This window comes from Fictibacillus phosphorivorans (assembly GCF_023715845.1).
In the GTDB taxonomy this organism is placed as follows: domain Bacteria; phylum Bacillota; class Bacilli; order Bacillales; family Fictibacillaceae; genus Fictibacillus; species Fictibacillus phosphorivorans_D.
The window spans coordinates 234,429-256,087 of record NZ_JAMBOR010000002.1 but is presented as its reverse complement, the minus strand read 5'-3'; the positions used below and the strand labels follow the sequence as shown (position 1 = coordinate 256,087).

General features: G+C 38.7%; 26 protein-coding genes and 2 riboswitches. Of the genes, 20 read left to right on the top strand and 6 right to left on the bottom strand.

The window, feature by feature from the left end:
* Nucleotides 1-79: 79 nt before the first annotated feature.
* Nucleotides 80-508, top strand: coding sequence for a CBS domain-containing protein (locus M3206_RS02900; protein ID WP_251310998.1), 429 nt, complete (start codon nt 80-82; stop codon nt 506-508).
* Between the two features lie 105 nt (nt 509-613).
* Complete coding sequence (locus M3206_RS02895; protein ID WP_251310997.1) at nt 614-1,651, top strand: CAP domain-containing protein; 1,038 nt, start codon at nt 614-616, stop codon at nt 1,649-1,651.
* 43 nt (nt 1,652-1,694) lie between these two features.
* On the opposite strand, the gene M3206_RS02890 is transcribed toward M3206_RS02895, so the two are convergent.
* Nucleotides 1,695-2,174, bottom strand: coding sequence for a PaaI family thioesterase (locus M3206_RS02890; protein WP_251310996.1), 480 nt, complete (start codon nt 2,172-2,174; stop codon nt 1,695-1,697).
* A 194-nt stretch (nt 2,175-2,368) separates the two neighbouring features.
* Between M3206_RS02890 and ylbD the strand changes: the two genes are divergently transcribed.
* The 5 genes from ylbD (at nt 2,369) to M3206_RS02865 (ending at nt 7,358) form a co-directional block, all read left to right on the top strand.
* Nucleotides 2,369-2,782, top strand: coding sequence for a YlbD family protein (gene ylbD / locus M3206_RS02885; RefSeq protein ID WP_251310995.1), 414 nt, complete (start codon nt 2,369-2,371; stop codon nt 2,780-2,782).
* 14 nt (nt 2,783-2,796) lie between these two features.
* The gene (locus M3206_RS02880) at nt 2,797-3,102 is read left to right on the top strand and encodes a YlbE-like family protein (RefSeq protein ID WP_251310994.1); all 306 of its coding nucleotides are present in this window, start codon (nt 2,797-2,799) and stop codon (nt 3,100-3,102) included.
* A gap of 47 nt (nt 3,103-3,149) precedes the next feature.
* Entirely contained in the window at nt 3,150-3,584 is a 435-nt protein-coding gene (locus tag M3206_RS02875; protein ID WP_251310993.1) for a hypothetical protein, read from the top strand.
* 268 nt (nt 3,585-3,852) lie between these two features.
* A riboswitch (SAM riboswitch) is annotated at nt 3,853-3,963 on the top strand.
* Nucleotides 3,964-4,065: 102 nt separating this feature from the next.
* Nucleotides 4,066-4,257, top strand: a riboswitch (cobalamin riboswitch).
* 152 nt (nt 4,258-4,409) lie between these two features.
* Nucleotides 4,410-6,707, top strand: coding sequence for a 5-methyltetrahydropteroyltriglutamate--homocysteine S-methyltransferase (gene metE / locus M3206_RS02870; protein ID WP_251310992.1), 2,298 nt, complete (start codon nt 4,410-4,412; stop codon nt 6,705-6,707).
* A gap of 216 nt (nt 6,708-6,923) precedes the next feature.
* A complete protein-coding gene (locus tag M3206_RS02865) occupies nt 6,924-7,358 on the top strand; it encodes a YlbF family regulator (RefSeq protein WP_251310991.1) in 435 nt (144 codons plus the stop codon).
* Nucleotides 7,359-7,361: 3 nt separating this feature from the next.
* Here M3206_RS02865 and M3206_RS02860 read toward each other — a convergent pair whose 3' ends face one another.
* On the bottom strand, nt 7,362-7,685 hold the full coding sequence (locus M3206_RS02860) for a hypothetical protein (protein WP_251310990.1): 324 nt from the start codon (nt 7,683-7,685) through the stop codon (nt 7,362-7,364).
* Nucleotides 7,686-7,785: 100 nt separating this feature from the next.
* On the opposite strand from M3206_RS02860, the gene M3206_RS02855 reads away from it, so the two are divergent.
* Nucleotides 7,786-8,061 (top strand): YlbG family protein, encoded by a 276-nt coding sequence (locus M3206_RS02855; RefSeq protein WP_251310988.1) that lies wholly within the window; start codon nt 7,786-7,788, stop codon nt 8,059-8,061.
* A gap of 44 nt (nt 8,062-8,105) precedes the next feature.
* On the opposite strand, the gene M3206_RS02850 is transcribed toward M3206_RS02855, so the two are convergent.
* Nucleotides 8,106-8,483, bottom strand: a complete 378-nt coding sequence (locus tag M3206_RS02850; protein WP_251310986.1) for a DUF7147 family protein — start codon at nt 8,481-8,483, stop codon at nt 8,106-8,108.
* Nucleotides 8,484-8,828: 345 nt separating this feature from the next.
* On the opposite strand from M3206_RS02850, the gene rsmD reads away from it, so the two are divergent.
* Both rsmD and coaD read left to right on the top strand, forming a co-directional pair.
* A complete protein-coding gene (rsmD, locus tag M3206_RS02845; RefSeq protein ID WP_251310985.1) occupies nt 8,829-9,383 on the top strand; it encodes a 16S rRNA (guanine(966)-N(2))-methyltransferase RsmD in 555 nt (184 codons plus the stop codon).
* A 20-nt stretch (nt 9,384-9,403) separates the two neighbouring features.
* Nucleotides 9,404-9,892: a pantetheine-phosphate adenylyltransferase gene (gene coaD / locus M3206_RS02840; protein ID WP_251310984.1), complete on the top strand. Its 489-nt coding sequence runs from the start codon at nt 9,404-9,406 to the stop codon at nt 9,890-9,892.
* On the opposite strand, the gene ylbJ is transcribed toward coaD, so the two are convergent.
* Nucleotides 9,889-11,106 carry a sporulation integral membrane protein YlbJ gene (gene ylbJ, locus M3206_RS02835; RefSeq protein ID WP_251310983.1) on the bottom strand — a complete coding sequence of 406 codons (1,218 nt, stop codon included), beginning with the start codon at nt 11,104-11,106 and terminating at the stop codon, nt 9,889-9,891. The two genes, coaD and ylbJ, sit on opposite strands and share 4 nt — an antisense overlap.
* A 128-nt stretch (nt 11,107-11,234) precedes the next feature.
* Between ylbJ and M3206_RS02830 the strand changes: the two genes are divergently transcribed.
* A complete protein-coding gene (locus tag M3206_RS02830) occupies nt 11,235-12,032 on the top strand; it encodes a patatin-like phospholipase family protein (protein WP_251310982.1) in 798 nt (265 codons plus the stop codon).
* Nucleotides 12,019-13,062 (top strand): SepM family pheromone-processing serine protease, encoded by a 1,044-nt coding sequence (locus M3206_RS02825; protein WP_251310981.1) that lies wholly within the window; start codon nt 12,019-12,021, stop codon nt 13,060-13,062. Before M3206_RS02830 ends, M3206_RS02825 begins: the two co-directional genes overlap by 14 nt.
* 126 nt (nt 13,063-13,188) lie before the next feature.
* On the opposite strand, the gene M3206_RS02820 is transcribed toward M3206_RS02825, so the two are convergent.
* A complete protein-coding gene (locus tag M3206_RS02820) occupies nt 13,189-14,394 on the bottom strand; it encodes a nucleotidyltransferase (protein WP_251310980.1) in 1,206 nt (401 codons plus the stop codon).
* Between the two features lie 150 nt (nt 14,395-14,544).
* Here M3206_RS02820 and M3206_RS02815 point away from each other — a divergent pair, with 150 nt between their 5' ends.
* From M3206_RS02815 to M3206_RS18960, 4 genes are all read left to right on the top strand, one after another.
* Nucleotides 14,545-15,066: a YceD family protein gene (locus M3206_RS02815; protein WP_251310979.1), complete on the top strand. Its 522-nt coding sequence runs from the start codon at nt 14,545-14,547 to the stop codon at nt 15,064-15,066.
* Nucleotides 15,067-15,117: 51 nt separating this feature from the next.
* Entirely contained in the window at nt 15,118-15,291 is a 174-nt protein-coding gene (rpmF, locus tag M3206_RS02810) for a 50S ribosomal protein L32 (RefSeq protein ID WP_066240492.1), read from the top strand.
* 78 nt (nt 15,292-15,369) lie between these two features.
* The gene (locus M3206_RS02805; RefSeq protein WP_251310978.1) at nt 15,370-16,131 is read left to right on the top strand and encodes an enoyl-CoA hydratase/isomerase family protein; all 762 of its coding nucleotides are present in this window, start codon (nt 15,370-15,372) and stop codon (nt 16,129-16,131) included.
* 140 nt (nt 16,132-16,271) lie between these two features.
* Complete coding sequence (locus M3206_RS18960) at nt 16,272-16,841, top strand: RsfA family transcriptional regulator (protein WP_285876670.1); 570 nt, start codon at nt 16,272-16,274, stop codon at nt 16,839-16,841.
* Between the two features lie 31 nt (nt 16,842-16,872).
* Here the strand turns inward: M3206_RS18960 and M3206_RS02795 are convergent, their stop codons facing one another.
* The gene (locus M3206_RS02795; protein ID WP_251310977.1) at nt 16,873-17,352 is read right to left on the bottom strand and encodes an N-acetyltransferase; all 480 of its coding nucleotides are present in this window, start codon (nt 17,350-17,352) and stop codon (nt 16,873-16,875) included.
* 166 nt (nt 17,353-17,518) lie between these two features.
* On the opposite strand from M3206_RS02795, the gene M3206_RS02790 reads away from it, so the two are divergent.
* The 4 genes from M3206_RS02790 (at nt 17,519) to M3206_RS02775 (ending at nt 21,657) form a co-directional block, all read left to right on the top strand.
* Nucleotides 17,519-18,862 (top strand): acetyl-CoA carboxylase biotin carboxylase subunit, encoded by a 1,344-nt coding sequence (locus tag M3206_RS02790; protein WP_251310976.1) that lies wholly within the window; start codon nt 17,519-17,521, stop codon nt 18,860-18,862.
* 18 nt (nt 18,863-18,880) lie between these two features.
* Nucleotides 18,881-19,093 carry an acetyl-CoA carboxylase biotin carboxyl carrier protein subunit gene (locus tag M3206_RS02785; protein ID WP_251310975.1) on the top strand — a complete coding sequence of 71 codons (213 nt, stop codon included), beginning with the start codon at nt 18,881-18,883 and terminating at the stop codon, nt 19,091-19,093.
* A gap of 47 nt (nt 19,094-19,140) precedes the next feature.
* Nucleotides 19,141-20,682 (top strand): acyl-CoA carboxylase subunit beta, encoded by a 1,542-nt coding sequence (locus M3206_RS02780; protein WP_251310974.1) that lies wholly within the window; start codon nt 19,141-19,143, stop codon nt 20,680-20,682.
* 81 nt (nt 20,683-20,763) lie between these two features.
* Nucleotides 20,764-21,657 (top strand): ketopantoate reductase family protein, encoded by an 894-nt coding sequence (locus M3206_RS02775; RefSeq protein ID WP_251310972.1) that lies wholly within the window; start codon nt 20,764-20,766, stop codon nt 21,655-21,657.
* Nucleotides 21,658-21,659 lie beyond the last annotated feature (2 nt).

Genomic DNA, 21,659 nt, shown 5'->3' with positions numbered 1-21,659 from the left:
TTGTCAAAAACATGAATATTTCATCTTATTTCGCAAAAGATAAAAGGTATCAATCAACATATATGAGGAGGCCATTTTTTTGAAAAAAGTAAGTGATATCATGACAAGAGATGTAGATTTTGTAACACCTTTAGATAATGTGTACGAAGTAGCTGTAAAAATGAAAGAGGATAATGTAGGTGTTATCCCAGTATGTGAAAACGACCAGGTGATCGGCGTCATAACGGATCGTGACATTGTCATAAGAGGAGTTTCTGAAAAACGCCCAGGCTCTACAAAAGTAACAGATATAATGAGTGATGATCTGTATACAGGGTCACCAGACATGAGCGTACAAGAAGCTTCTGAACTTATGGCAGAAAAGCAAATCAGAAGACTTCCTATTGTAGAGAACAATAAAATGGTTGGGATCATTTCTTTAGGTGATCTATCGCTTACCAAAGAGAGTGATAATTCTGCAGGACACGCACTAAGCGAAGTTTCGGAGCAGAGAGATCAACTGCAATAAATGGATGACGGGATTATCATAAGGATAATCCTGTTTTTTTATTAACCCTGAAAATCGCTCGATATGCTACACTATAAAGAGATGAAAGATACAGGGGGAACCATTATGCGCGGATTGGTTACTTTTTTTCTATCTATAGTTATCTTGATAGGATTGTTTTTTTATGACATACTGCCAGACCTATCAATGGAAAAAGAGCCATCTGAAAAAAGATTAAAATACATAGAAGAACCGATGAAAATCCCAGAGGGAGCTTTATCAAATTGGTTAGGTAAAGATATAGAAGCTTTTAAAAAGCAATGGGGAGAACCTGATAGAATTGATCCGTCCGCTTATGATTATGAATGGTTAATTTATGGAAGCAGGAGTCCAAAAGGTTATATGCAGGCTGGTGTACAAAACGGCAAAATCGTTACCATTTTTGCAATTGGTTCAGAGCTGAATACGAAACCATTTACGATTGGCGATTCTTCTAACAACATTATTCAGCAATACCCTATTGAGAGCGATATAACGATAAATGAGGGTGCAAATTTTTTCAGGTTTGAACTTTCCGAGGAAGAAGTTATGCTCAGACCGCTCATCAATGTTGGCAAAGATAGATGGGTACAATTGTACTTTGATAAGTTTACAAATAAATTGCTGAGTGTTCGATACACCACTTCCGATGTTTTATTAAAACAAAGGCCGTATTCTATTGTTTACAGAGGAGACCTTCCTGAAATAGAAGAAATTCCGGAAGAAGAACAAAATAAAATTGACCAATCCGAAGAACAGCAAATTTTTGAACTGACGAATATTATCAGGCTAAAATACAACAAGAGTCCGCTACAATGGGATGAAAGCGCATCGGATGTCGCCTTTTTACATTCCAAGGACATGTTGGACAAACAATATTTCTCACATCAGAGCAAGGATGGCAGAACATTATCCGACCGATTAAAAGAAGGTAATGTAGTGTTCCAACAAGCTGGGGAAAACATTGCTGCAAACTACACAGACGGCATTGCAGCGGTTGAGGGTTGGATGAACAGCGAAGGGCATAGAAAAACGATGCTCAATGATGAATATACCCATCTAGGGGTAGGAGCATTTAAAAAGTACTATACACAAAACTTCCTTGTTCCAGCTGCAAAACAGTAAAGAAGAGCTGATTCTTTAATCAGCTCTTCTTTTTTCATTAGTATCATTCTGGAAGCTTAAAGAAAGTCCCTGTAGCTGATGCGATTAAATTCTCTTTTTCATTCCGGACTTTTCCTTCCATTCTAACTAATTGACGGCCATTATGTATAACTGCTGCCCTGCAAATAAATTTTTTACCAATTCCTGGTGTCAAATAGTCTACTTTTAACTCCACTGTCACGGCTCCCTTTTTATTTCCAGGGACATGGCTTGCTAGAGTTCCTAATGCAGTATCAAGCAATGTAGCAGTTAGTCCGCCATGAACAATTCCAATAGAGTTATCGAGTAGAGGTGAATTTGGCATTTCCATTTCTAAAGTTTTTTCATCTATTACAGTAGTTTGTAACTGCAATAAAGAAGCAATATGAGTTAGTTTTGTATTTTCTCTTTTTGCTTTGAGACTGTTTAAAAAAATTTGTATCACTTCTTTTTCCTGCTCACTGCTTTCACTTATAAAGCGGTTCAATTCATCTTTTATATCCACAGATGCATTACCTCAATCTTTATTTTTGACTGTTATCAAAACAGCTTTTTTTTATTGTACCTTTTTAGGCACTGTGGAATAAAGTAAACAGAATCGACTTATCAATTTTAAAAAAATGGGCGCACCAATTACTGGGCATTTATGTATCATGTAGTAAAACATGATTCGTCAGTGGACGGCTGGGGGTGGATTCTGTGGTAAAGACTGATATCGAAAGCTTTAAAGAATTTGTACAAAAACATCCTGAATTAATAAAAGAAGTACAAAAGAATAAAAGGCCTTGGAAAGAAGTTTACCAGGATTGGATTGTGTTAGGTGAAGAACATGAAAGTTGGAATCAATATTCTAAGGGAAAGAAAAAACAACAAAATAAACAGCCGAATCAACGTACTTCCTCTGCAAAAAATACGAAAGCAGACCTAACGATCGGGGATATTATTGCTGGTCTGAGCAAAATTCAGATTAATGATGTTCAAAAATACTTATCTCAGTTTGGCAGTTTAATGGATGCGCTCCAAGAACTTTTAAACCAGTTTAATAATCAGTCTGACAGACCAAGCCAACTGCCCGAAAAAAAGATGAAAGATTATCCTTCTTATAAAGATTAAAGGATGTGTGTGGTGTGCGGAGAGAAATCCAGGATTATTTGAATACAAGACCTGACCTTAAGTACTTTATTAGAGAAAAACCTGAATGGTATAGAAAACTAAGCCGCAATCCTTTTTTAATGGCAGAGCTAGAAGAGAACGCAAAAGTATTTTATGGCCGGACGTTTGGTCAGAGAGTGGACCGGTTCCATCAGCAGCTTCAAAACTTTGGACTATTAATGGAATTGATATCTGTTATGGGAGAAACGTCAGATGACCAAAACCCGCCAGATGGGTTTCACCCTCCAATGCCTGAAGGGAATTCACCATCAGGCGGATAATTTAATAAATTTTGGAAAAAACTATTCCTATAAGGAGTGGTTTTTTTATGAATAAAAGCAAGGGTATATTACTAGCGGTCTCCGGTTTTATATTATCAATTTGTCTAGTGGTGTTCGGCATAAATAATAACGATAGAGAAAAGCAAAGAGAGTTTAATTATAATGAGGCTGTTGAAGCCTCAAGTGAATATCCCTTGATTGAAAAAGACTGGGCTGTTAACTACCGTGTAAAAAAACAAAATATCTACGTTGAAAATATTATCCCAGGATTTACTTTCCAGGAGAACCTTTCAGAAGAGTTCAATCGATTAAATGGATATATGGCTGTTTTTGTAGATGGAAAATGGAAGATGAATGCTAATCAATCTATCTTTATTTTAAAAAATTTGACCGAAGGAAAACATAAGATCACACTGCAGCTTAAGAAAAAAGACGGGTCAGATTATGGGATCAAAAAACATATATTTGTTAATGTTCGCTAACTCTTCGTTTCGAAGGGTTTTTTTATTTAAATCCATGTAAAACGTTTTCCGTTTCAGATACTCGCTTTCCAGTGGCGTGTGGTGAGCTTCTTGCTGTTTCGCATCATTAGGAGTCTCCACCTGATCGGACATCAGTTCACACACGAGTACTCTACTGAGACAGGGTAGTATCTATTAAAATATTTTATATTTTTCAAAAATTCCCTTGATGGCTATCCTTTATCGTGTTAACATGGCTATTAAATATTAATTTAAAAAGATGTTGGAACTCTTATTTAGAGAGGTGGAGGGACTGGCCCTATGAAACCCGGCAACCATTCAATGATTTTATTGAAAAGGTGCTAATTCCTGCAAAGCGTTACGCTTTGATAAATAAGAGAGGTTTACATAGTTGTTGAGACCTCTTTATTTATAAATAAAGAGGTCTTTATTTTATTGAAAAAGGAAAAATAAGAATTTCTAGCTGCATGATAACGTAAAAAATTAAATAAACATAACAGGTTCTGAGTAAATGATCGACTCAGCTTAAAAGGGAAGCCCGGTGAAATTCCGGCACGGTCCCGCCACTGTAAGAGGGAGCGACTTATCGATCCACTGTTTCACATATAGAAATGGGAAGGGATAAGGAGCTATGAACTTAAGTCAGGAGACCTGCCTGTTGTGAATGCTTGTACTCTACGAGGATATAGAGAGGAGTGGAAAATACGTGTTGAGAAGATCTGTGTACCTCAACTCTAGTTAAGTGCGTATTGAATCTCTCTTTTCTTTATGGAAAGGGAGATTTTTTGTTGGGGATGAAAAATAAAAAGGAGTGGACCAAATAAGATGAGTACATGTAAAAGTTCGAACCTAGGTTATCCAAGAATTGGAGAAAAACGGGAATGGAAAAAAGCACTTGAACAATTTTGGGCAGGGAAATTAGATAAAGAATCTTTCCTGAAGCAAATGGAAGAAATTCGTTTGCAACATCTTCAAAAGCAAAAAGATCAAGGGATCGACTTAATACCCGTTGGAGATTTTAGCTTGTATGATCATGTCCTTGATACTGCTATGATGTTTGGATTAGTACCGAATCGCTTTGAATATGAGGGAGAGAAGGTCTCTCTTGAAACCTATTTTGATGTAGCACGCGGCAATAACAATGCGGTTGCCGCAGAGATGACGAAATGGTTTAACACAAACTATCATTATATCGTTCCAGAACTGGATCATGCCGTTCCGGCTCTTGTTGAAAATCGTCCGCTACAATATTTTAAGGAAGCGAAAGACAAACTTAATATTAAGGGAAAACCCGTTATCTTAGGTCCGATCACTTTTATAAAATTATCTAAAGGATATAACGCAAGTGATTTTAAAACGATGGTTAATCAATTTGCGCCACTTTATGCTGAGATCTTACGACAATTGGAGGATGAAGGTGCAGAGTGGATACAAATCGACGAACCGATTTTGTCAACAACCATTTCAAAAGAAGAAATTACGATATTTAATGAAGTATATCAAGCCTTGCATCATGCAGCCCCCAATCTCAAAATAATCTTACAAACTTATTTTGATAGCATTGAGCACTACGAGGATGTTGTATCACTTCCTGTTCAAGGGATTGGACTTGATTTTGTACATGATCAAGGGCAGAATCTAAAGGCTTTAAAAAAGTATGGCTTTCCACAAGATAAAGTACTTGCTGCAGGAATCATTGACGGGCGTAACATATGGCGGGTAAATCTATATGATAAACTTAACATCCTTGAGAAGATCCGAGAAATTGTTTCAAAAGAAAACCTAATCATACAGCCCTCATCCAGTTTGTTGCACGTGCCTGTGACAATAAAATACGAAGAGACGATCGATGAGACTTTAAAAGGCGCATTGTCATTTGCTGATGAAAAATTACAAGAAGTTATTGTCCTTACGAAAGGGATTAAAGAAGGAAAAGAAGCAATCGAGACCAAAGTTACTGCAAGCGTTGAAGCTATCGACCGGTTAAACCAATCAATTGATCGAAATAATTCAGAAGTTCAAGAAGCCCTAGAAAGTCTCGATACATATCAAGCAGAAAGACAAGCGCCATTTATCATCCGTCAAGAATTGCAGAAACAAGCGTTTCAGTTACCTCTTCTGCCAACAACAACGATTGGAAGTTTTCCACAAACACAAGAAGTACGGAAACATCGTCAGAAATGGCGGAAAGCCGAGTTGTCTGATGTTGAATACGATGCATATATAAAAGCTGAAATAAAAAAATGGATTGATATTCAAGAAGAAATCGGTCTAGATGTGTTTGTGCATGGTGAATTTGAACGGACAGACATGGTTGAATATTTTGGTGAGAAATTAGCAGGCTTTCAATTTACAAAATTGGGTTGGGTTCAGTCATATGGTTCCCGTTGTGTGAAGCCACCTATTATTTACGGTGATGTTGCTTATATTGAACCGATGACAATCGCAGAGACCATCTATGCTCAATCGTTAACAAAAAGACCTGTAAAAGGCATGCTGACAGGACCGGTCACAATTTTAAACTGGTCATTTGTACGCGATGATATATCACGTTATGATGTGGCTAATCAGATCGCGCTTGCTCTCCGAAAAGAAGTTGAAGTCCTTGAGGAAAATGGCATCCGCATGATTCAGGTTGATGAACCGGCAATTCGTGAAGGACTGCCCTTAAAGCGTGAAAACTGGGAGAGTTATTTAAACGCAGCGGTTTACGCGTTTAAACTAGCAACATCATCTGTACAAAATGGTACACAAATTCATACTCATATGTGTTATTCAGATTTTGAAGCCATTATCGATGCTATTAAAGCTCTTGATGCTGATGTGATTTCGATTGAGACATCAAGAAGTCATGGTGAATTGATCTATGCCTTTGAAGAAAATACTTATGACAAAGGCATTGGGCTTGGGGTTTATGATATTCACAGTCCACGAGTTCCAAAGCTTGAAGAGGTTGTAAGAAATAGTAAACGTGCCCTTCAAGTACTTGATCCAAAGCAATTTTGGATCAATCCAGATTGCGGATTAAAAACACGGGGGGTTGAAGAGACAATTAACGCTTTAAAGGTGATGGTAGAAGCTGCAGAGCAAACGAGAGAACAGCTCCTTGTTAAGAAGAATTAACAACGAGATGATTTTAGACAAAGCTAAATGAATGATTGAAGAAAAGCGCTAGTTTCCATTAACCTCTTCTTATTTTTAGAAGAGGTTTTATTTTTTTAACAAGAATTTTGTACTGACGCAGCTTTTATTTACTTCAAATAGACAGCCGTGCTTTTAACTATAATCATTATCCGCTATAATATAAAAGTAACCTCATACCTAAAGGGAGGTGGCTGTATGAGTATCGAACAAGTTGCATTGCTGGAAGAGTCATTATCTTTAGCGGAAATGGTTTCGAGTTCTAGCGTTGCATCCGAATATAGAAAAGCCAAATATATTTTGGAACAAGATAAACAGGCACAAGAGATGATCTCGCGCTTTGCCGATATGAAAGAAAAATATGAAGAAGTGCAAAGGTTCGGCAAGTATCATCCTGACTTTCATACTGTTTCTGCGCAAATCCGTATGCTTAAAAGAGAGCTAGATTTCAATGAGAATATAGCGAACTTTAAGAAGGCGGAAAAAGAGCTTGAAAAGCTTTTAATTGAGTGCAGCAGAATTATTGCCGGGAGTGTTTCGGAGCAGATAAAAGTTCCAACAGGCAATCCGTTTTTTGATGAGAGTTCTTGCAGTGGTGGATGTGGATCTGGTGGATCATGTGGCTGTGCATAGCAATTAAGGATTTCTCAGCCTGATACAGTCAAAACATAAGTTACCGCAACAGAACATTTTTTCTTGCGGAACTAGGAAACGCATACGGAAAACATATATGTTTTCTTCGGATCTAACAAAAAAAAGCTCCAATGATAGACGTTTTCCTTTCATTGATTTTACGGCATACTCTTTTAAAATATCTGTTGCAGTATCGAGTGAAGTGTTTGGGACAACAGATACATAGACGAAAGGAATACCTGCCATTAATTTTTTTTCAATGGTGATGACTTTAGGATCTGATTTGATTCGGTTAAAAAAATCTTCCCATATAATCGCAAGATCCATATATGAACACATCCTTATTTTGATCAGTATAATGGGTAAAATATAGTATCTCAATCTATACAATATGTGCACATCATTATTTATTAAAGGGGCTTATGTTATGATTGGTAATCGTCGTGGACTCTCTGTCTTTCTCCATTCATTAAAATTTTCAAAACAGCTGCGGCGCTATGGAAATGTTCATTATGTTTCGAGAAGACTTAAATATGCGGTTTTATATTGTGATGGAAATAAGGCAGATGAGATTGCAGCCAAACTTGAATCACTGCACTTTGTAAAAGAAGTTAAGAAATCGCATAAACAAGAAATTAAAACCGAATATGAAAGTAAGATTCATGATAAAGCAAAAGAATATGATTATAAGATGGGTATTTAAAAAAACAGGCAAGCAAAGGTATAAAAACTGCTGCCTGTTTTTTTTTACGTTAATGATGGAATTAAATAATTTAATCTTAAAATACCGGTCAAATAATGGAAGTAAAGCTCTGTTTCCGCAAAATCTGTGGATGGTTTGACATCAAAAGAAATAATGTCTTTATTGATCTCAGCAGCTTTTTCTTCAAATAGATTATACCGTTTAGAAGGAATCGGTACCCCTTCTCGGCATATGTATAACGGCTGGAAATTACCTTCTGCTGCAGGGTTAAGAACTGCTACGAGTGAAGCATACTCTTTATCTTCTTTTTGAAGCCTTAGACATAAAAGCTGTGAAACTCTGTCTTTATTGGTCTCAATAATTTCTAAAAGCTCATATAAATCTGAATACCCTTCCCCAAGCTCAATAAATCGTTGAATCATAATAGATTGCTCCTTTCTCCTAACTCTCCTTCATTAGGATAACAAAAAGCAATGATAAAGAGAACGAAGAATGAAAAAAACCTGCAGCGTCTGCTGCAGGTTGCCTTTAAACAAAAATCACTTCTGTTCAAAGGCGATGGGAGAGGAGAAACCGGATGAAGAACTTATGGGGAGTAAGTCTTCTCCGCGGTTGGCAACAACATCGTTCGTGATGTTGTTATATGTAGTATGACCCCTTTTATTTTGCTCTATACTTATTAGTAAAAGATTTGATTGTTTGATTACGTGTTTACTTGTGATAGGATAGGTAATGGAAAAAAGGATAAAAGAATCAGGTGAAAAAACGTGAGAGTAATAGCGGGAGAATGCAAAGGAAGGCCACTAAAAGCTGTACCGGGCACAAATACGAGACCTACTACCGATAAGATTAAAGAATCCATTTTCAACATGATTGGTCCCTTTTTTGAGGGAGGATCTGGACTGGATCTCTATGGCGGAAGCGGGGGTCTTGGACTCGAGGCACTAAGCCGCGGTATGGATCATTTTATTTTTATTGATAAAGATCAAAAAGCTATACATACCATTAAAGAAAATATCAAACAATGCGACTATGAAGAAAAAACAGAAGTTTTTAGGAATGATGCAAAACGCGCATTGAAAGCGCTTCACAAAAGGGAAATTCAATTTAACATGATCTTTCTGGACCCTCCTTATGCAAAACAAATGTTAATGAAAGATATGGAAGAGATCGATAAACTCGGATTGCTAGCAGATGATGGAAGCATTGTCGCGGAACATGGGACAGATGTTTCCTTGCCTGAGCAGGTTGGCAGCTTTCATTGCATAAGACAAGAAACCTACGGAAAGACAACAACGATTTCCATTTTTAGACGCATTTAAGAAAATAAGAGGTGAAGATTATGCCAACGACTGCTGTTTGTCCTGGAAGCTTTGATCCTGTTACAAGAGGTCATCTGGACATCATTAAACGTGGAGCAAAAGTATTCGACGAAGTGATTGTAGTGGTAGCCAACAATCAAAGCAAAGATCCATTGTTTACAGTAGATGAAAGAATTGTTTTATTAAAAGAAGTTACACAAGAGTTTCCTAATGTAAAAGTAGACTCTTTCAACGGTCTACTGATCGACTATGTTAAAAGTATTGGTGCGAATGTAATTTTAAGAGGACTTCGGGCTGTATCTGATTTTGAGTATGAAATGAAAATAGCTTCAATCAATAAAAAATTGGACGATGAAGTGGAAACTTTCTTCATGATGACGAACAATCAATATTCATTCTTAAGTTCAAGTATTGTAAAAGAAGCTGCCAAGTATCATGCTAACGTATCAGACTTGGTTCCAGAAGTTGTAGAAGAAGCTTTAAAAGAAAAATATAACAGCCCCCGTTAATAACGGAGGCTGTTTTTCTTAATAAGTCTTCGATGCCAAATGAATATCGAAAGCAATAAAAATACGAGAGTGGCGTAGTGGCTATGTGCGAGTACTGTCATACCGATTTGTCCCATATCTGCACTTTTATCGGTGATGAAGGCAAATGCAGGAGCAGCCCCACTTTTAACGTGATACAAATAGGGGAATACTAAGACACAAATAAAGGCAGATAAAAAACCATGTATGATTCTTGCAATAAAGAATGGTTTAAAGTTTATCTCGGTATCTGCAAGAATACTTGCTACTTGGGCCTGTACTGAAAAACCGCTAAATGCCAAGATAAAACTAACAATCGCTGCCTGTTGTAGAAGAGAGGATGCCGCACCACTTGTTAAGTTGCTTCCAAGTGTAATTTCAAATATTCCTTTTATTAATGGAAGACTAAGTGTTTCTGAAAGAGAAAAGAGTGTAAATACATAGCTCATAAGCTTCGATAAAAGATCTGCAACGTGTAACAGATCCATCATGCGGCTTAACACCGAAAATAGAATGATAAAACCGCCGATCATTAATAGCGTTTTTGTGGACTGCTGAATGGCATCACCAAGGAGCTGACCTATAGGCCGGTTATCAGCGAGCCTTGCTTCATGCATGTGCTTAAAAGCATTCTTGATCCCTTTTCCGCGATAAGTATCAGTTTGTGCACTTTCGTCTTTTTTCCAGCCATGAAATCTCATAAGTAAACCAACAAAGAAATTACCTAAATAATGACTAACGGCAAGGACGATGCCAAGTGCAGCATTATGGAAAAAACCAACTGCTATAGCGCTGAACATAAATAGAGGGTTGGAACAGTTTGTGAAAGAAACGAGACGCTCAGCTTCTACGGTGGTAATTTGTTTTTGATGCCAGAGACGGGCGGTCAATTTTGCTCCTGCAGGAAAGCCCGACGAAATCCCCATTGCCCAAACGAATCCTCCGGATCCAGGTACACGAAAGAGCGGCCGCATGAGAGGTTCAAATAAGACACCAATAAGGTGGACAACCCCAAAGCCCATCAAGACTTCAGACAAAATGAAAAAGGGCATAAGAGAAGGGAAGACAACATCCCACCACATTTTAAGTCCGGTTACTGATGCCATATAGGTGTCTTTTGGGTATATAATAATAGAGAATGCTATAATGATCGCCGATGAAGCCAGTACTAAAGTCTTTAGGTGTGTTTTATTCATAAAGGGGATTACTCCTCTCACTATATAGTACGCATTTCTTACTTGTCCTCATCCTTATTTATACGTATAGCTAATCGCTTTAGACCATATGTTAAAAAAAGACGATGCTTCCAAAGGAGGAGCAAAGGATGACTGAACCTAAAATCGGACTTGCTCTAGGGTCTGGCGGCGCCAGAGGCTTTGCGCATCTTGGAGTGGTAAAAGCAATAAGAGAAGCCGGAATTCCAATTGATATGATAGCTGGAAGTAGTATGGGGGCACTTGTCGGTGCGATGGTTTGCATCGGGCATAGTGACGAAAATCTATATAAAATGGCAAATCTTTTTAAGCGAAAATATTATATGGATTATACGGTCCCTAAAATGGGGTTCATTACAGGAAAAAAGATTAAAGAATTAATAAAACTGCTTACGAAGCAAAAACATATCGAGCAAACCCAAATTCCATTATCCATCGTTGCAACGGACTTGCTGTTGGGTGAGAAAGTAGTGTTCACATCAGGCCCCATCGCTGATGCAGTAAGAGCAAGTATTTCAATTCCTGGAATCATGGTCCCTGAAAAAATAGACGGCAAGCTGTTAGTAGATGGAGGCGTGATTGATCGTGTGCCAGTTTCTGTAGTACGGGAGATGGGGGCAGACTTGGTCATAGCAGTGGATATCTCCCATTTCAAAGCTGAGCATGAGGTATCATCCATCTTTGATGTGATCATCCAGAGCATCGATATTATGCAGCGAGAAATGGTCAGGTGGCATGAAGTATCAGCGGATATTATGATTCGTCCAATGGTAGAACAATTCAGCTCAACAGCATTTAAAGATGTTAATGATATTATTGCTATAGGAGAGGAAGCTGGCAGAAAGCAGGTTCCACTAATTCTAGAAAAGATTAAGACCTGGAAGGAGTCATCGAATGACCATCAATAGAGAAGAGAAAAAGAAAAATTTTTTCTCGCAAAATAAGTTTGTTATCTTGTTTTTACTTGTATTTGCGTTCCTCGCCTTTTATCCCCTGCCTTATTACATTACTTCTCCTGGTGATGCTAGGGAGCTAGACCCGATCATCCATGTAGAAGGTGGTGATGAAGATAAAGGGACTTTTATGCTTACAACTGTATCGATCGGAACGGCAAACATACCTCAGTACATATGGGCAAAATTTAGTGATTATCGAGAAATCATACCTGCCGATCAAATCAGAAGCGAAGATGAGACAGATGAGGAATACAATCAAAGACAGCTTCAAATGATGGAAGACTCACAACATGCAGCAACCATCGTGGCTTATCAAGAAGCAGGTAAGAAAGTCGACATTGAATATCATGGTGTGTATGTGACCGGAATCATGTCTGGTATGCCAGCAGAAAAAAAATTAAAAGTTGGAGATAAGATAGTAGCAGTTGACCATAAACCTGTTATGGAAACTAAAAGACTGTTAGATGTGCTAAGTCCTAAAAAAGCAGGAGACAAAGTAGATCTGACTGTCTTACGCGGCGACAACAAGATGAACGTTGCTATAAACATTGAAGAATTCCCAAAGAAATATGTGCAGAACCAAGGTCCTAAAGCAGGGCTTGGCATCACTTCACCTGTAACAGACGTTACCATCGTAACGGAGCCTAAAGTTAAAATTGACACTTCTCAAATCGGTGGACCGTCTGCTGGTCTTATGTTTACGCTTGAAATCTTAGATCAGCTCTCTAATGAAGATTTGACCCATGGCAAAAAGATCGCGGGGACAGGTACGATGGACCTTCAAAGAAAGGTAGGTCCGATCGGAGGGATAAAGCAAAAGATCGTTGCAGCGGACGAGGCAGGAGCAGAAATATTCTTTGCTCCGGTTGAAGCAAACAACTATCGTGATGCGGTTAAAGCACAAAAAGATATTGGTTCAAAGATGAAGATTGTACCTGTGAAGACGTTAGATGATGCTTTAGAGTATTTAGAGAAGCTTTAGGAGTCTCGGGGCAACTTCCACATAGGAAGAAAATACTTAAAAGCAATAGTCTTTTAAAGAATAGCATTAAAAAAGGATGCAGTTCCAGTTATGGAGCAGCATCCTTTTCTTAATTTAGAAGTATTCTTATTTTATCATCACCGGTGGAGTATTATACTCTTCCTTTTCGGCTAATGATCCGTTTAATACGGCGCCTTGAGCATAGACAAGCGACGTTTTTGCCTCCATTTTTAGGCCTTCAAAATCGTGCTTTGAAACAGTGGTGACTAAAGGGAGTTCTAGAGATTTTTTCACAGAACTAAGGTATTCTCGTCCCGTTTCTGTCATCCCAAGAACACGTAGATATTTAGGAGGAGCGTCCAAAATTTGATGCATATCCTCTTTCTGGATTTTATTCAGTACGTGAAGACATGCTCGCTGGAGCCGTGTCCAGGTGTATCGTTTTGTTTTTAGGCGGCTCATAAATGACTGGAAATCTTCAGCTTCCTTCATCGCCTCGATCATTCTAAATTCTAATCCTTCTTCTATTTCATAAAATTTGTTTATTTCAGAAGGACTTGAAGATAATAGTTGATAACGCAGGAGGGGGTATAAGCGTTCCCAGCTCATTAATGTTCCTTTTTCCTTTTTCTCAACTTTTAAAATGTTAGAGGTGTAATCCGGTATGTAGCTGGCTGCTTTTTCGATATCATGGGAGAAGACGGCTTCCCTTATAGCAGTTGCACTTGCAATATCCCCTTTACCCAGAAGAACATCATGATAATTGGCATTCTTCCTCTTGATCGTGAAGGGCTGTATGGCTGAACCGAGTTCTCGGCTTGCACGGATGTACTCAAACCCTAAAATATTATTTGGTTTGCTAAGATCAAGGGGCAATGGTCGTTTCAGCTGTTCAAAAGCTCTTGCAGCAGCTGTAGGATAGGATAATCCTTGGGCTATAAATTCACTAACATAGGCTTGGAAGTCTTGATCCTGAGAGTTCACTAAATCCAGCGTTTCATGAAAAACCGATACATCGCCTGATTCGCTGCCAAAACAAAAAGAATCTGCACCTGCTGCCTGCAGCAGAAAGATGCTTCCAAAAGCAAAACGAGGTGCGTAGCTTGTGGCGTATGCATAAGGAAGTTCTATAACAAGATCAGCGCCTCCCAAAAGAGCCATTTTTGTTCGTTTCCATTTAGATAGGAGAGCAGGTTCCCCGCGTTGAAGAAAATTCCCGCTCATTACGGCGATTACACAATCGGCTTGTGTTACATTCCTGGATTCTTGCAAATGATAATAATGACCATTGTGAAAAGGGTTATATTCTACAACTACACCGGTGGCTTTCAATAAATCCACTCCTTAACAGTCCTTGAATCTTTTACGTTTACATTGTACTAAAAACAGTTTAAAATCAAAAGCATCACTGTAAAGATATAATATTGACATTTTATATTTTGACCGATATAATTACTACTGTTGCCTTGAGGTGATAAAGACATGAAATGGTCACTACAGGAATTAAAAAATTTTTACCGTAAAAAACCGTTAACGTTTGAACAACACGTTGATGCGAGCGGTGTTATGGAAAAAGACCCTGAGATCAGAAGCATTGATCCTGTTTACGTAGAAGGACATGCGGATGTTACTCAACAAAAAGCCACTTTTTATTTGACTATAAAAGGAAAAATGGTGCTGCCTTGTGCAAGCACTTTGGCGGATGTGGAATTTCCATTTTCGGTAAAAATGACGGAAATTTTCATTTTCGACCCGAACTATACGGAATTTGAAGATGAAGAAAGCCTTCATAAAGTCGAAGGTCATTACGTTGATCTTCTCCCTGTCATCGAAGAGCATATTTTGCTTGAAAAGCCGCTGAAAGTAACGGCTGGAGATGTCACAGATGGTCCTGCTCCCCAAGAGGGAAAGGGATGGCAAAGGATAACGGATGAAGACCGTCAAAACCGGGTTGACCCGAGAATGGCTGGTCTGGCTAAATTTTTTGACAAAGACAATGAATGAAAGAATAGTTTATAATGATTCTTTCAAGACCTTTAAGGAGGTGGATACAAAATGGCAGTACCTTTTCGCAGAACATCACAAACTCGCCAAGCGAAGCGTCGTACACACTATAAGCTTTCCATGCCTGGTATGGTAAAGTGTCCACAGTGCGGAGAATACAAGTTATCTCACCGTGTTTGTCGTGAGTGTGGATCTTACAAAGGAAAAGAAGTAGTAAGCAAGTAATGAAAAACAGGAAGCCTTATGCTTCCTGTTTTTTCATATACATAAAAAGAAGCGCTTTCTTTTATCGGAGGTGTAAGCATGGAGCAGGCCGTACTTTGGCATAAAGAGAATCATATTGGATGGATCACACTAAACCGTCCTACGGTAAGAAATGCAATTAATTTTGAAGTGATGGAGAAATTATCGTCATTTTTAAATAAGGCCAAAATGGATAACGAGATAAAAGTAGTAATTATAACGGGAGCTGGCACAAAAGCATTTTGTTCTGGCGGTGATCTAAATGCTTTTCATTCATTAAAAACGGAAGAAGAAGCATTTGGTATGCTCTCAAAAATGGCTGATGTACTGAATGAACTCTTTTTCTTTCCTAAACCAACGGTTGCACTTATAAATGGTTCCGCTGTTGGAGGAGGCTGTGAGATAGCAACTGCATGTGATATTAGACTGGCACGCGCAGAAGCAAAAGTTGGATTTATTCAAGGCAGACTCGGAATCACAACAGGGTGGGGCGGAGGAAGTTATCTGTTAGAGAGAGTCAGACAGACAGAAGCAATGGATCTTCTCTATAGTTCCTCTCCCATAACAGCTAAACAGGGGATGGACCTCGGTTTTATCCAATATGTAATTAAAGGGAATAGTAAGAAGGAAACAGAGCGGTATTTAAGAAGATACACCGCTCAGCCTCTTGGTGTTATTACTTCTTATAAAACACTGCAGCTTACTAGGTATGATCAGAACAAAATTAAACAAAACGTTCAGGATGAAGTCAGAAGATGCGCAAAGCTCTGGGCTTCTGATGAACATCATAAAAGAGTAGAGGCCTTCTTAAAGAAGTCTTGAATTTTACTCTTTTATAACGGCGATTGATGTAAAAAAAACAGCCCAAAAATAAACTTCCCTCCATTTTAGTAGAATAAAAAGTCTATCTTTTCTAGCACTAGCATATTCATAATACAAACCACTAAAATGGGGGGATTATTATGAGCAATTTGCGCCAGGATGCCTGGACAAAAGACGAAGACGCGATTCTTGCAGAAATCACACTAAGGCACATTCGAGAGGGCAGTACACAGCTTGTTGCATTTGAAGAAGTAGGTGAGAAATTATCAAGAACTCCTGCTGCTTGTGGGTTTAGATGGAACTCACTCATACGAAAACAATATGAGAAGGCGATAACAGAAGCGAAAAAAGTTCGTAAAGAACGCAATAGAAGAAATGGAAAGCATTTCGCTTCCCAATCGTCTGATCATGCATTCACCTTTAATGCTGAGGTTACTAGCAAGAATGAACGAGTAAAAAATCTATCGTTGAATGAAATTATTTTATATCTCCAACAGCTTCAGACAGAAGGCCCATCAGCAAAGAATTTAGAATCAGAAAACAAAGCCCTACTTTCAAAACTACAGCATATGAAAAAAGAAAACGGCAATCTAAAAAATAAGTTAGAGAAGATCAGTAAAGAATATGAAACGGTTTGCCGTGATTATAAAGAAATACTTCAGCTCATGGAAAGAGCAAGAAAACTTACGGAAGTCCCTGTTCGAAATTAAAAAAAGATGGCATTTGCCATCTTTTTTCGGTTTATGCAAGTCTCTGTTCACTTACTCCGGTTGGATACCATACATAAGGGTTTTGTCCGCGATCGCGGTCTTGGTTATAGGTAACAGCTTCAAAGCCCATCTTCTCCCAGAAACTTCCTGATTGCTGTCGGCCGTTTGTTTTAATAGGTAAATTGAACGTTTTAGCAAATTCAACAAGTGCTCTTCCGAGTCCTTTTGTCTGATAATGTGGAAGTACTTCTAGTTTCCAGAGCTCTAAATAATCTTGCGGAGGATCAAAATACTGATCATATGCCGCTTGAATCTGATATAAACTCATACGGGCGACTAGCTTATCTCCGTAATAAATTCCGTAGAATGGGGACTCGCTGTCGTTTTCGATCATATTTTCTTGAAGGTCTTCGAGCATTGACAGTTCTTGTACCCCATATTCTTTAAACTGCTTAAACTCTTCCAATGTTTTATAGTTAACTAATAATTTCTTAACTTCATATTGTAACATCTTCTCTCCCCCAGTCATTCTGTACTTTTCTCTATACTTATAGTATATACTAATTATGCTAAAAATTCTTTAAAAATAAAATATTCGTTTAGTTTGCGCTTTCAAAAAAGGAAAAAGAGCCTTTTTGTCGAAAAAGGTAATGTTGACAACAGGAAGGAGGATGAAGATGAAAAAAATCTTAATCGCAAACCGAGGAGAAATCGCACTTCGAATTATTCAAACGTGTAAAGAAATGAATATTGAAACAGTTGCTGTTTATTCTGATGCAGACAGAGACCTCCCTTTTGTGAAGGCTGCGGATGAGGCAATACATATTGGGGAATCACCCGTTGCAAAATCATATTTGCAAAGTGATACCATATTAAAAATCGCTATCGATCAAAAAGTTGATGCTGTTCACCCTGGGTATGGGCTTTTATCTGAAAATGACGAGTTTGCTAAAAAAATAGAAGAAGCAGGTATTACATTTATAGGCCCATCGCCTCAAACGATTGAGTGGATGGGTGATAAGATCATGGCTCGAAAAACGATGCAGCAAGCAGGCGTTCCCATCGTGCCAGGGACGATCGAACCAATCGATGATGTAGAAGAAGGTGTGAAACTCGCTGAACAGATCGGCTATCCTGTTATGTTAAAAGCAAGCAGCGGTGGTGGCGGAATTGGAATGGTAAAATGCGAGAATAAGGAAGATCTTCATAAACATTTTGTTTCATCTCAGCAAAGAGCAAAGAATTATTTTGGTTCAGGAAGAATGTTTATTGAGAAATGTATTGAGAACGCAAGGCATATCGAAGTTCAAATTATGGGTGATACACTAGGAAATATTGTTCACTTATACGAACGTGATTGCAGCATCCAACGCAGAAATCAGAAAGTGGTAGAAGAATCTCCTTCACCATTTCTAACAGAAACCCTTCGTTCAAAAATTACAGAAGCTGCAGTTGAAGCGGCTAAAGCTGTAAATTATGTAAATGCAGGAACAGTGGAATTCGTAGTAAGTGAAAACGGAGACTTCTATTTCCTTGAAATGAATACACGTCTTCAAGTTGAGCATCCGGTAACAGAAAGTATCACGGGGCTTGATCTGGTAAGATGGCAGATACAGATCGCACAAGGTGAAGCTTTACCTCTCACACAAACGGAGATCATGAGCAAAGGGCATGCGATGGAATTTAGACTGTACGCAGAAGACCCTGTCACTTTCTTCCCTGCACCTGGAAAGATTGAAGAATTAGTATGGCCAGATATGGATAATGTTAGAATCGATACGGGTTATGAAAGTGGAAACCAGGTTACACCTTTTTATGACCCAATGATTGCGAAGATTATTGTAAGCGATTCCAATCGATCTGAATGTCTAGAAAGTGCAAAGCGTTTCTTTGACAGCATCCAGATCAAAGGGCTTAAAACAAACGCTCTTCTTTTTCAGCAGCTTTTAGAAGAAGAAGGATTTATAAGAGGGAACTACACGACAGAATTTCTTAGCAAAAGATCAGTAAGTAGAACGTAATCAAAAGGAGAGAGAAACATGAAGGAAATTACAGCATCTATGGCAGGGACAGTATGGCAAGTATTAGTAAGTGAAGGTGATGAAGTAACAGCAGGACAAACCGTAATCATTTTGGAATCTATGAAAATGGAGATTCCAGTCGATGCTGCAGAGGCTGGAACAGTTGAAAGCATCAAGTTTGCATCTGGTGATTTTGTAAATGAGGGAGACGTTCTCGTTACCTTAAAATAAAGTTATGACTACATTCTGAGCGAGCGCTCACTCTCTTAAGGAGGTACATGATGGTAGCAAAATTAGAAAATCAGCTGAAAGAGAAAATTGAACAGATCGAAGCAGGCGGAGCTCAAAAATATCACGAAAAAAACAAAGCACAAAATAAAATGTTCGTACGTGACCGTCTTAAACAATTATTCGATGATGGTGATTACACAGTAGAGGATGCCAAGTTTGCCAACAACCAAGCAGGTGATCTTCCTGCCGATGGTGTGGTCACTGCTATTGGAAAGATTGGCGGGAAAACGGTTTGTGTGATGGCCAACGATTCGACCGTAAAGGCAGGATCTTGGGGAGCTCGAACGGTTGAAAAAATCATCCGAATACAAGAAACGGCTCAAAAGTTAAAAGTACCGATGCTGTATCTTGTTGATTCAGCGGGAGCAAGAATAACAGATCAAATCGATATGTTTCCTAATCGGCGAGGAGCAGGGAAGATTTTTTATAATCAAGTAAAGATGTCAGGGATGATTCCTCAGATCTGTATCTTATTCGGTCCTTCAGCAGCAGGTGGAGCATATATTCCAGCTTTCTGTGATGTAGTGATCATGGTTGACCAGAACGCTTCCATGTATTTAGGAAGTCCGCGGATGGCCGAAAAAGTTATTGGTGAAAAAGTAACGCTAGAAGAAATGGGTGGAGCCAGAATGCATTGTTCGGTAAGCGGATGTGGTGATGTTCTGGCAAATGATGAGACAGAAGCCATTAATGAAGCTCGCCGTTATCTTTCTTATTTCCCTCACAATTATAAAGAAAAAGCGCCGGTTTCTGATCCTCTATCTCCAAAAGCAGGTAGAGAACTGGAGGAGATTGTACCTGAAAACCAGAATGTTCCGTTCGATATGTATGAGTTTATCGATAGATTGATTGACGAGGACAGCTTCTTTGAAATGAAAAAGTTGTTCGCTCAAGAAATCGTTACTGGGTTTGGTCGTATCGATGGAAAGCCAGTCGGGATCATAGCTAATCAGCCGAAGGTAAAAGGCGGTGTATTATTTGTAGATTCAGCGGATAAAGCTGCACGTTTTATAACACTGTGCGATGCTTTCTCGATCCCCCTTCTTTTCTTGTCGGATGTTCCTGGTTTTATGATCGGAACAAAAGTTGAGCGGGCTGGAATTATCCGACATGGAGCAAAACTGATCGCTGCGATGAGCGATGTCACCGTACCGAAAATCTCAGTAATCGTTCGTAAGGCATATGGTGCTGGTCTTTATGCAATGGCTGGTCCTGCGTTTGAACCGGATTGCTGCTTAGCACTACCAACAGCACAGATTGCTGTTATGGGACCTGAAGCAGCGGTAAATGCCGTATATTCGAATAAAATTAATGAGATTGAAGATGTGAAAGAGCGTATTCAATTCGTACAACAAAAACAACAGGAATACAAAGAACATATTGATATTTACAAGTTAGCTTCAGAAATGATCATTGATGACATCGTTTCACCTGCTTCCCTAAGAGATGAACTTAAAAAACGATTTCGTTTTTATGAAAACAAAGAAATGGTTTTCAGTGAACGCAAGCATCCTGTATATCCTGTATAACAGGCACCCCTCCTTTAAAGGAGGGGTGTTTTATATGGTAGAATCATACTAAGAAAATGATTGCAGTACAGGAGGCATATAATGAATATTGGTGTGATCGGAGGGGGCGCAATCGGCCTTCTAATTTCTTATTTTTTAAAAAAGAAGGGTCATGAACCTGTTATCTATACCCGAACACGTGAACAAGCTGCATGTATCAATCGAAATGGCATAACCTATAAAAATCAATCGAATAACGAGGATATCGTTTACGTAAGAGCCGTACCTGTTAAGGAATATAAAGGAGAGGAATCGTACTGTATCATTTCGGTGAAACAAACGGCGATACTTGAATTATCCTTTTTGCAAGATAAAAGATTCCAAGAGGTTTCTTACCTATTTTTACAGAACGGGATCAGCCATCTGAAACTTCTAGAGCGTCTTCCCCAGCAGAACCTCCTAGTGGGAGTTGTGGAGCACGGAGCAGGTAAAGACGGATACTCAACGGTTAATCACTTGGGAAAAGGTAAGATTAAGGTCTCTTCCATTAAAGGTGAATTAACTTCTCAATGGGTTGATATCCTTCGTGACACAAATTTCCCTATTACTTCTGAAAGTGATTGGGAAGAGATGCTCTACATTAAATTGATCATGAACGCTTCTATAAATCCCTTAACAGCTCTCCTTAGAATAACGAACGGACAACTCGTGGAAAATGAATATGCGCTCTCCATCATGAAGGACCTTTTTGAAGAATCTATCTTCGTTTTAGATATGAATCATAAACGGGAAGAACTTTGGAAGGAATTGTTAGTCCTTTGCAGAAATACTTCCTCTAACCGCTCTTCTATGCTAAAGAGCGTCGAAAGCGGCCAACAAACGGAAATTGACAGCATAACAGGTGAAATTATTGAGCGTGCAAACCATAGAAACATACAGGTTCCTTGTTCAAGATTTGTGTTAAAGGCTGTTAAAGCGTTGGATTGGAGAGGATGAGT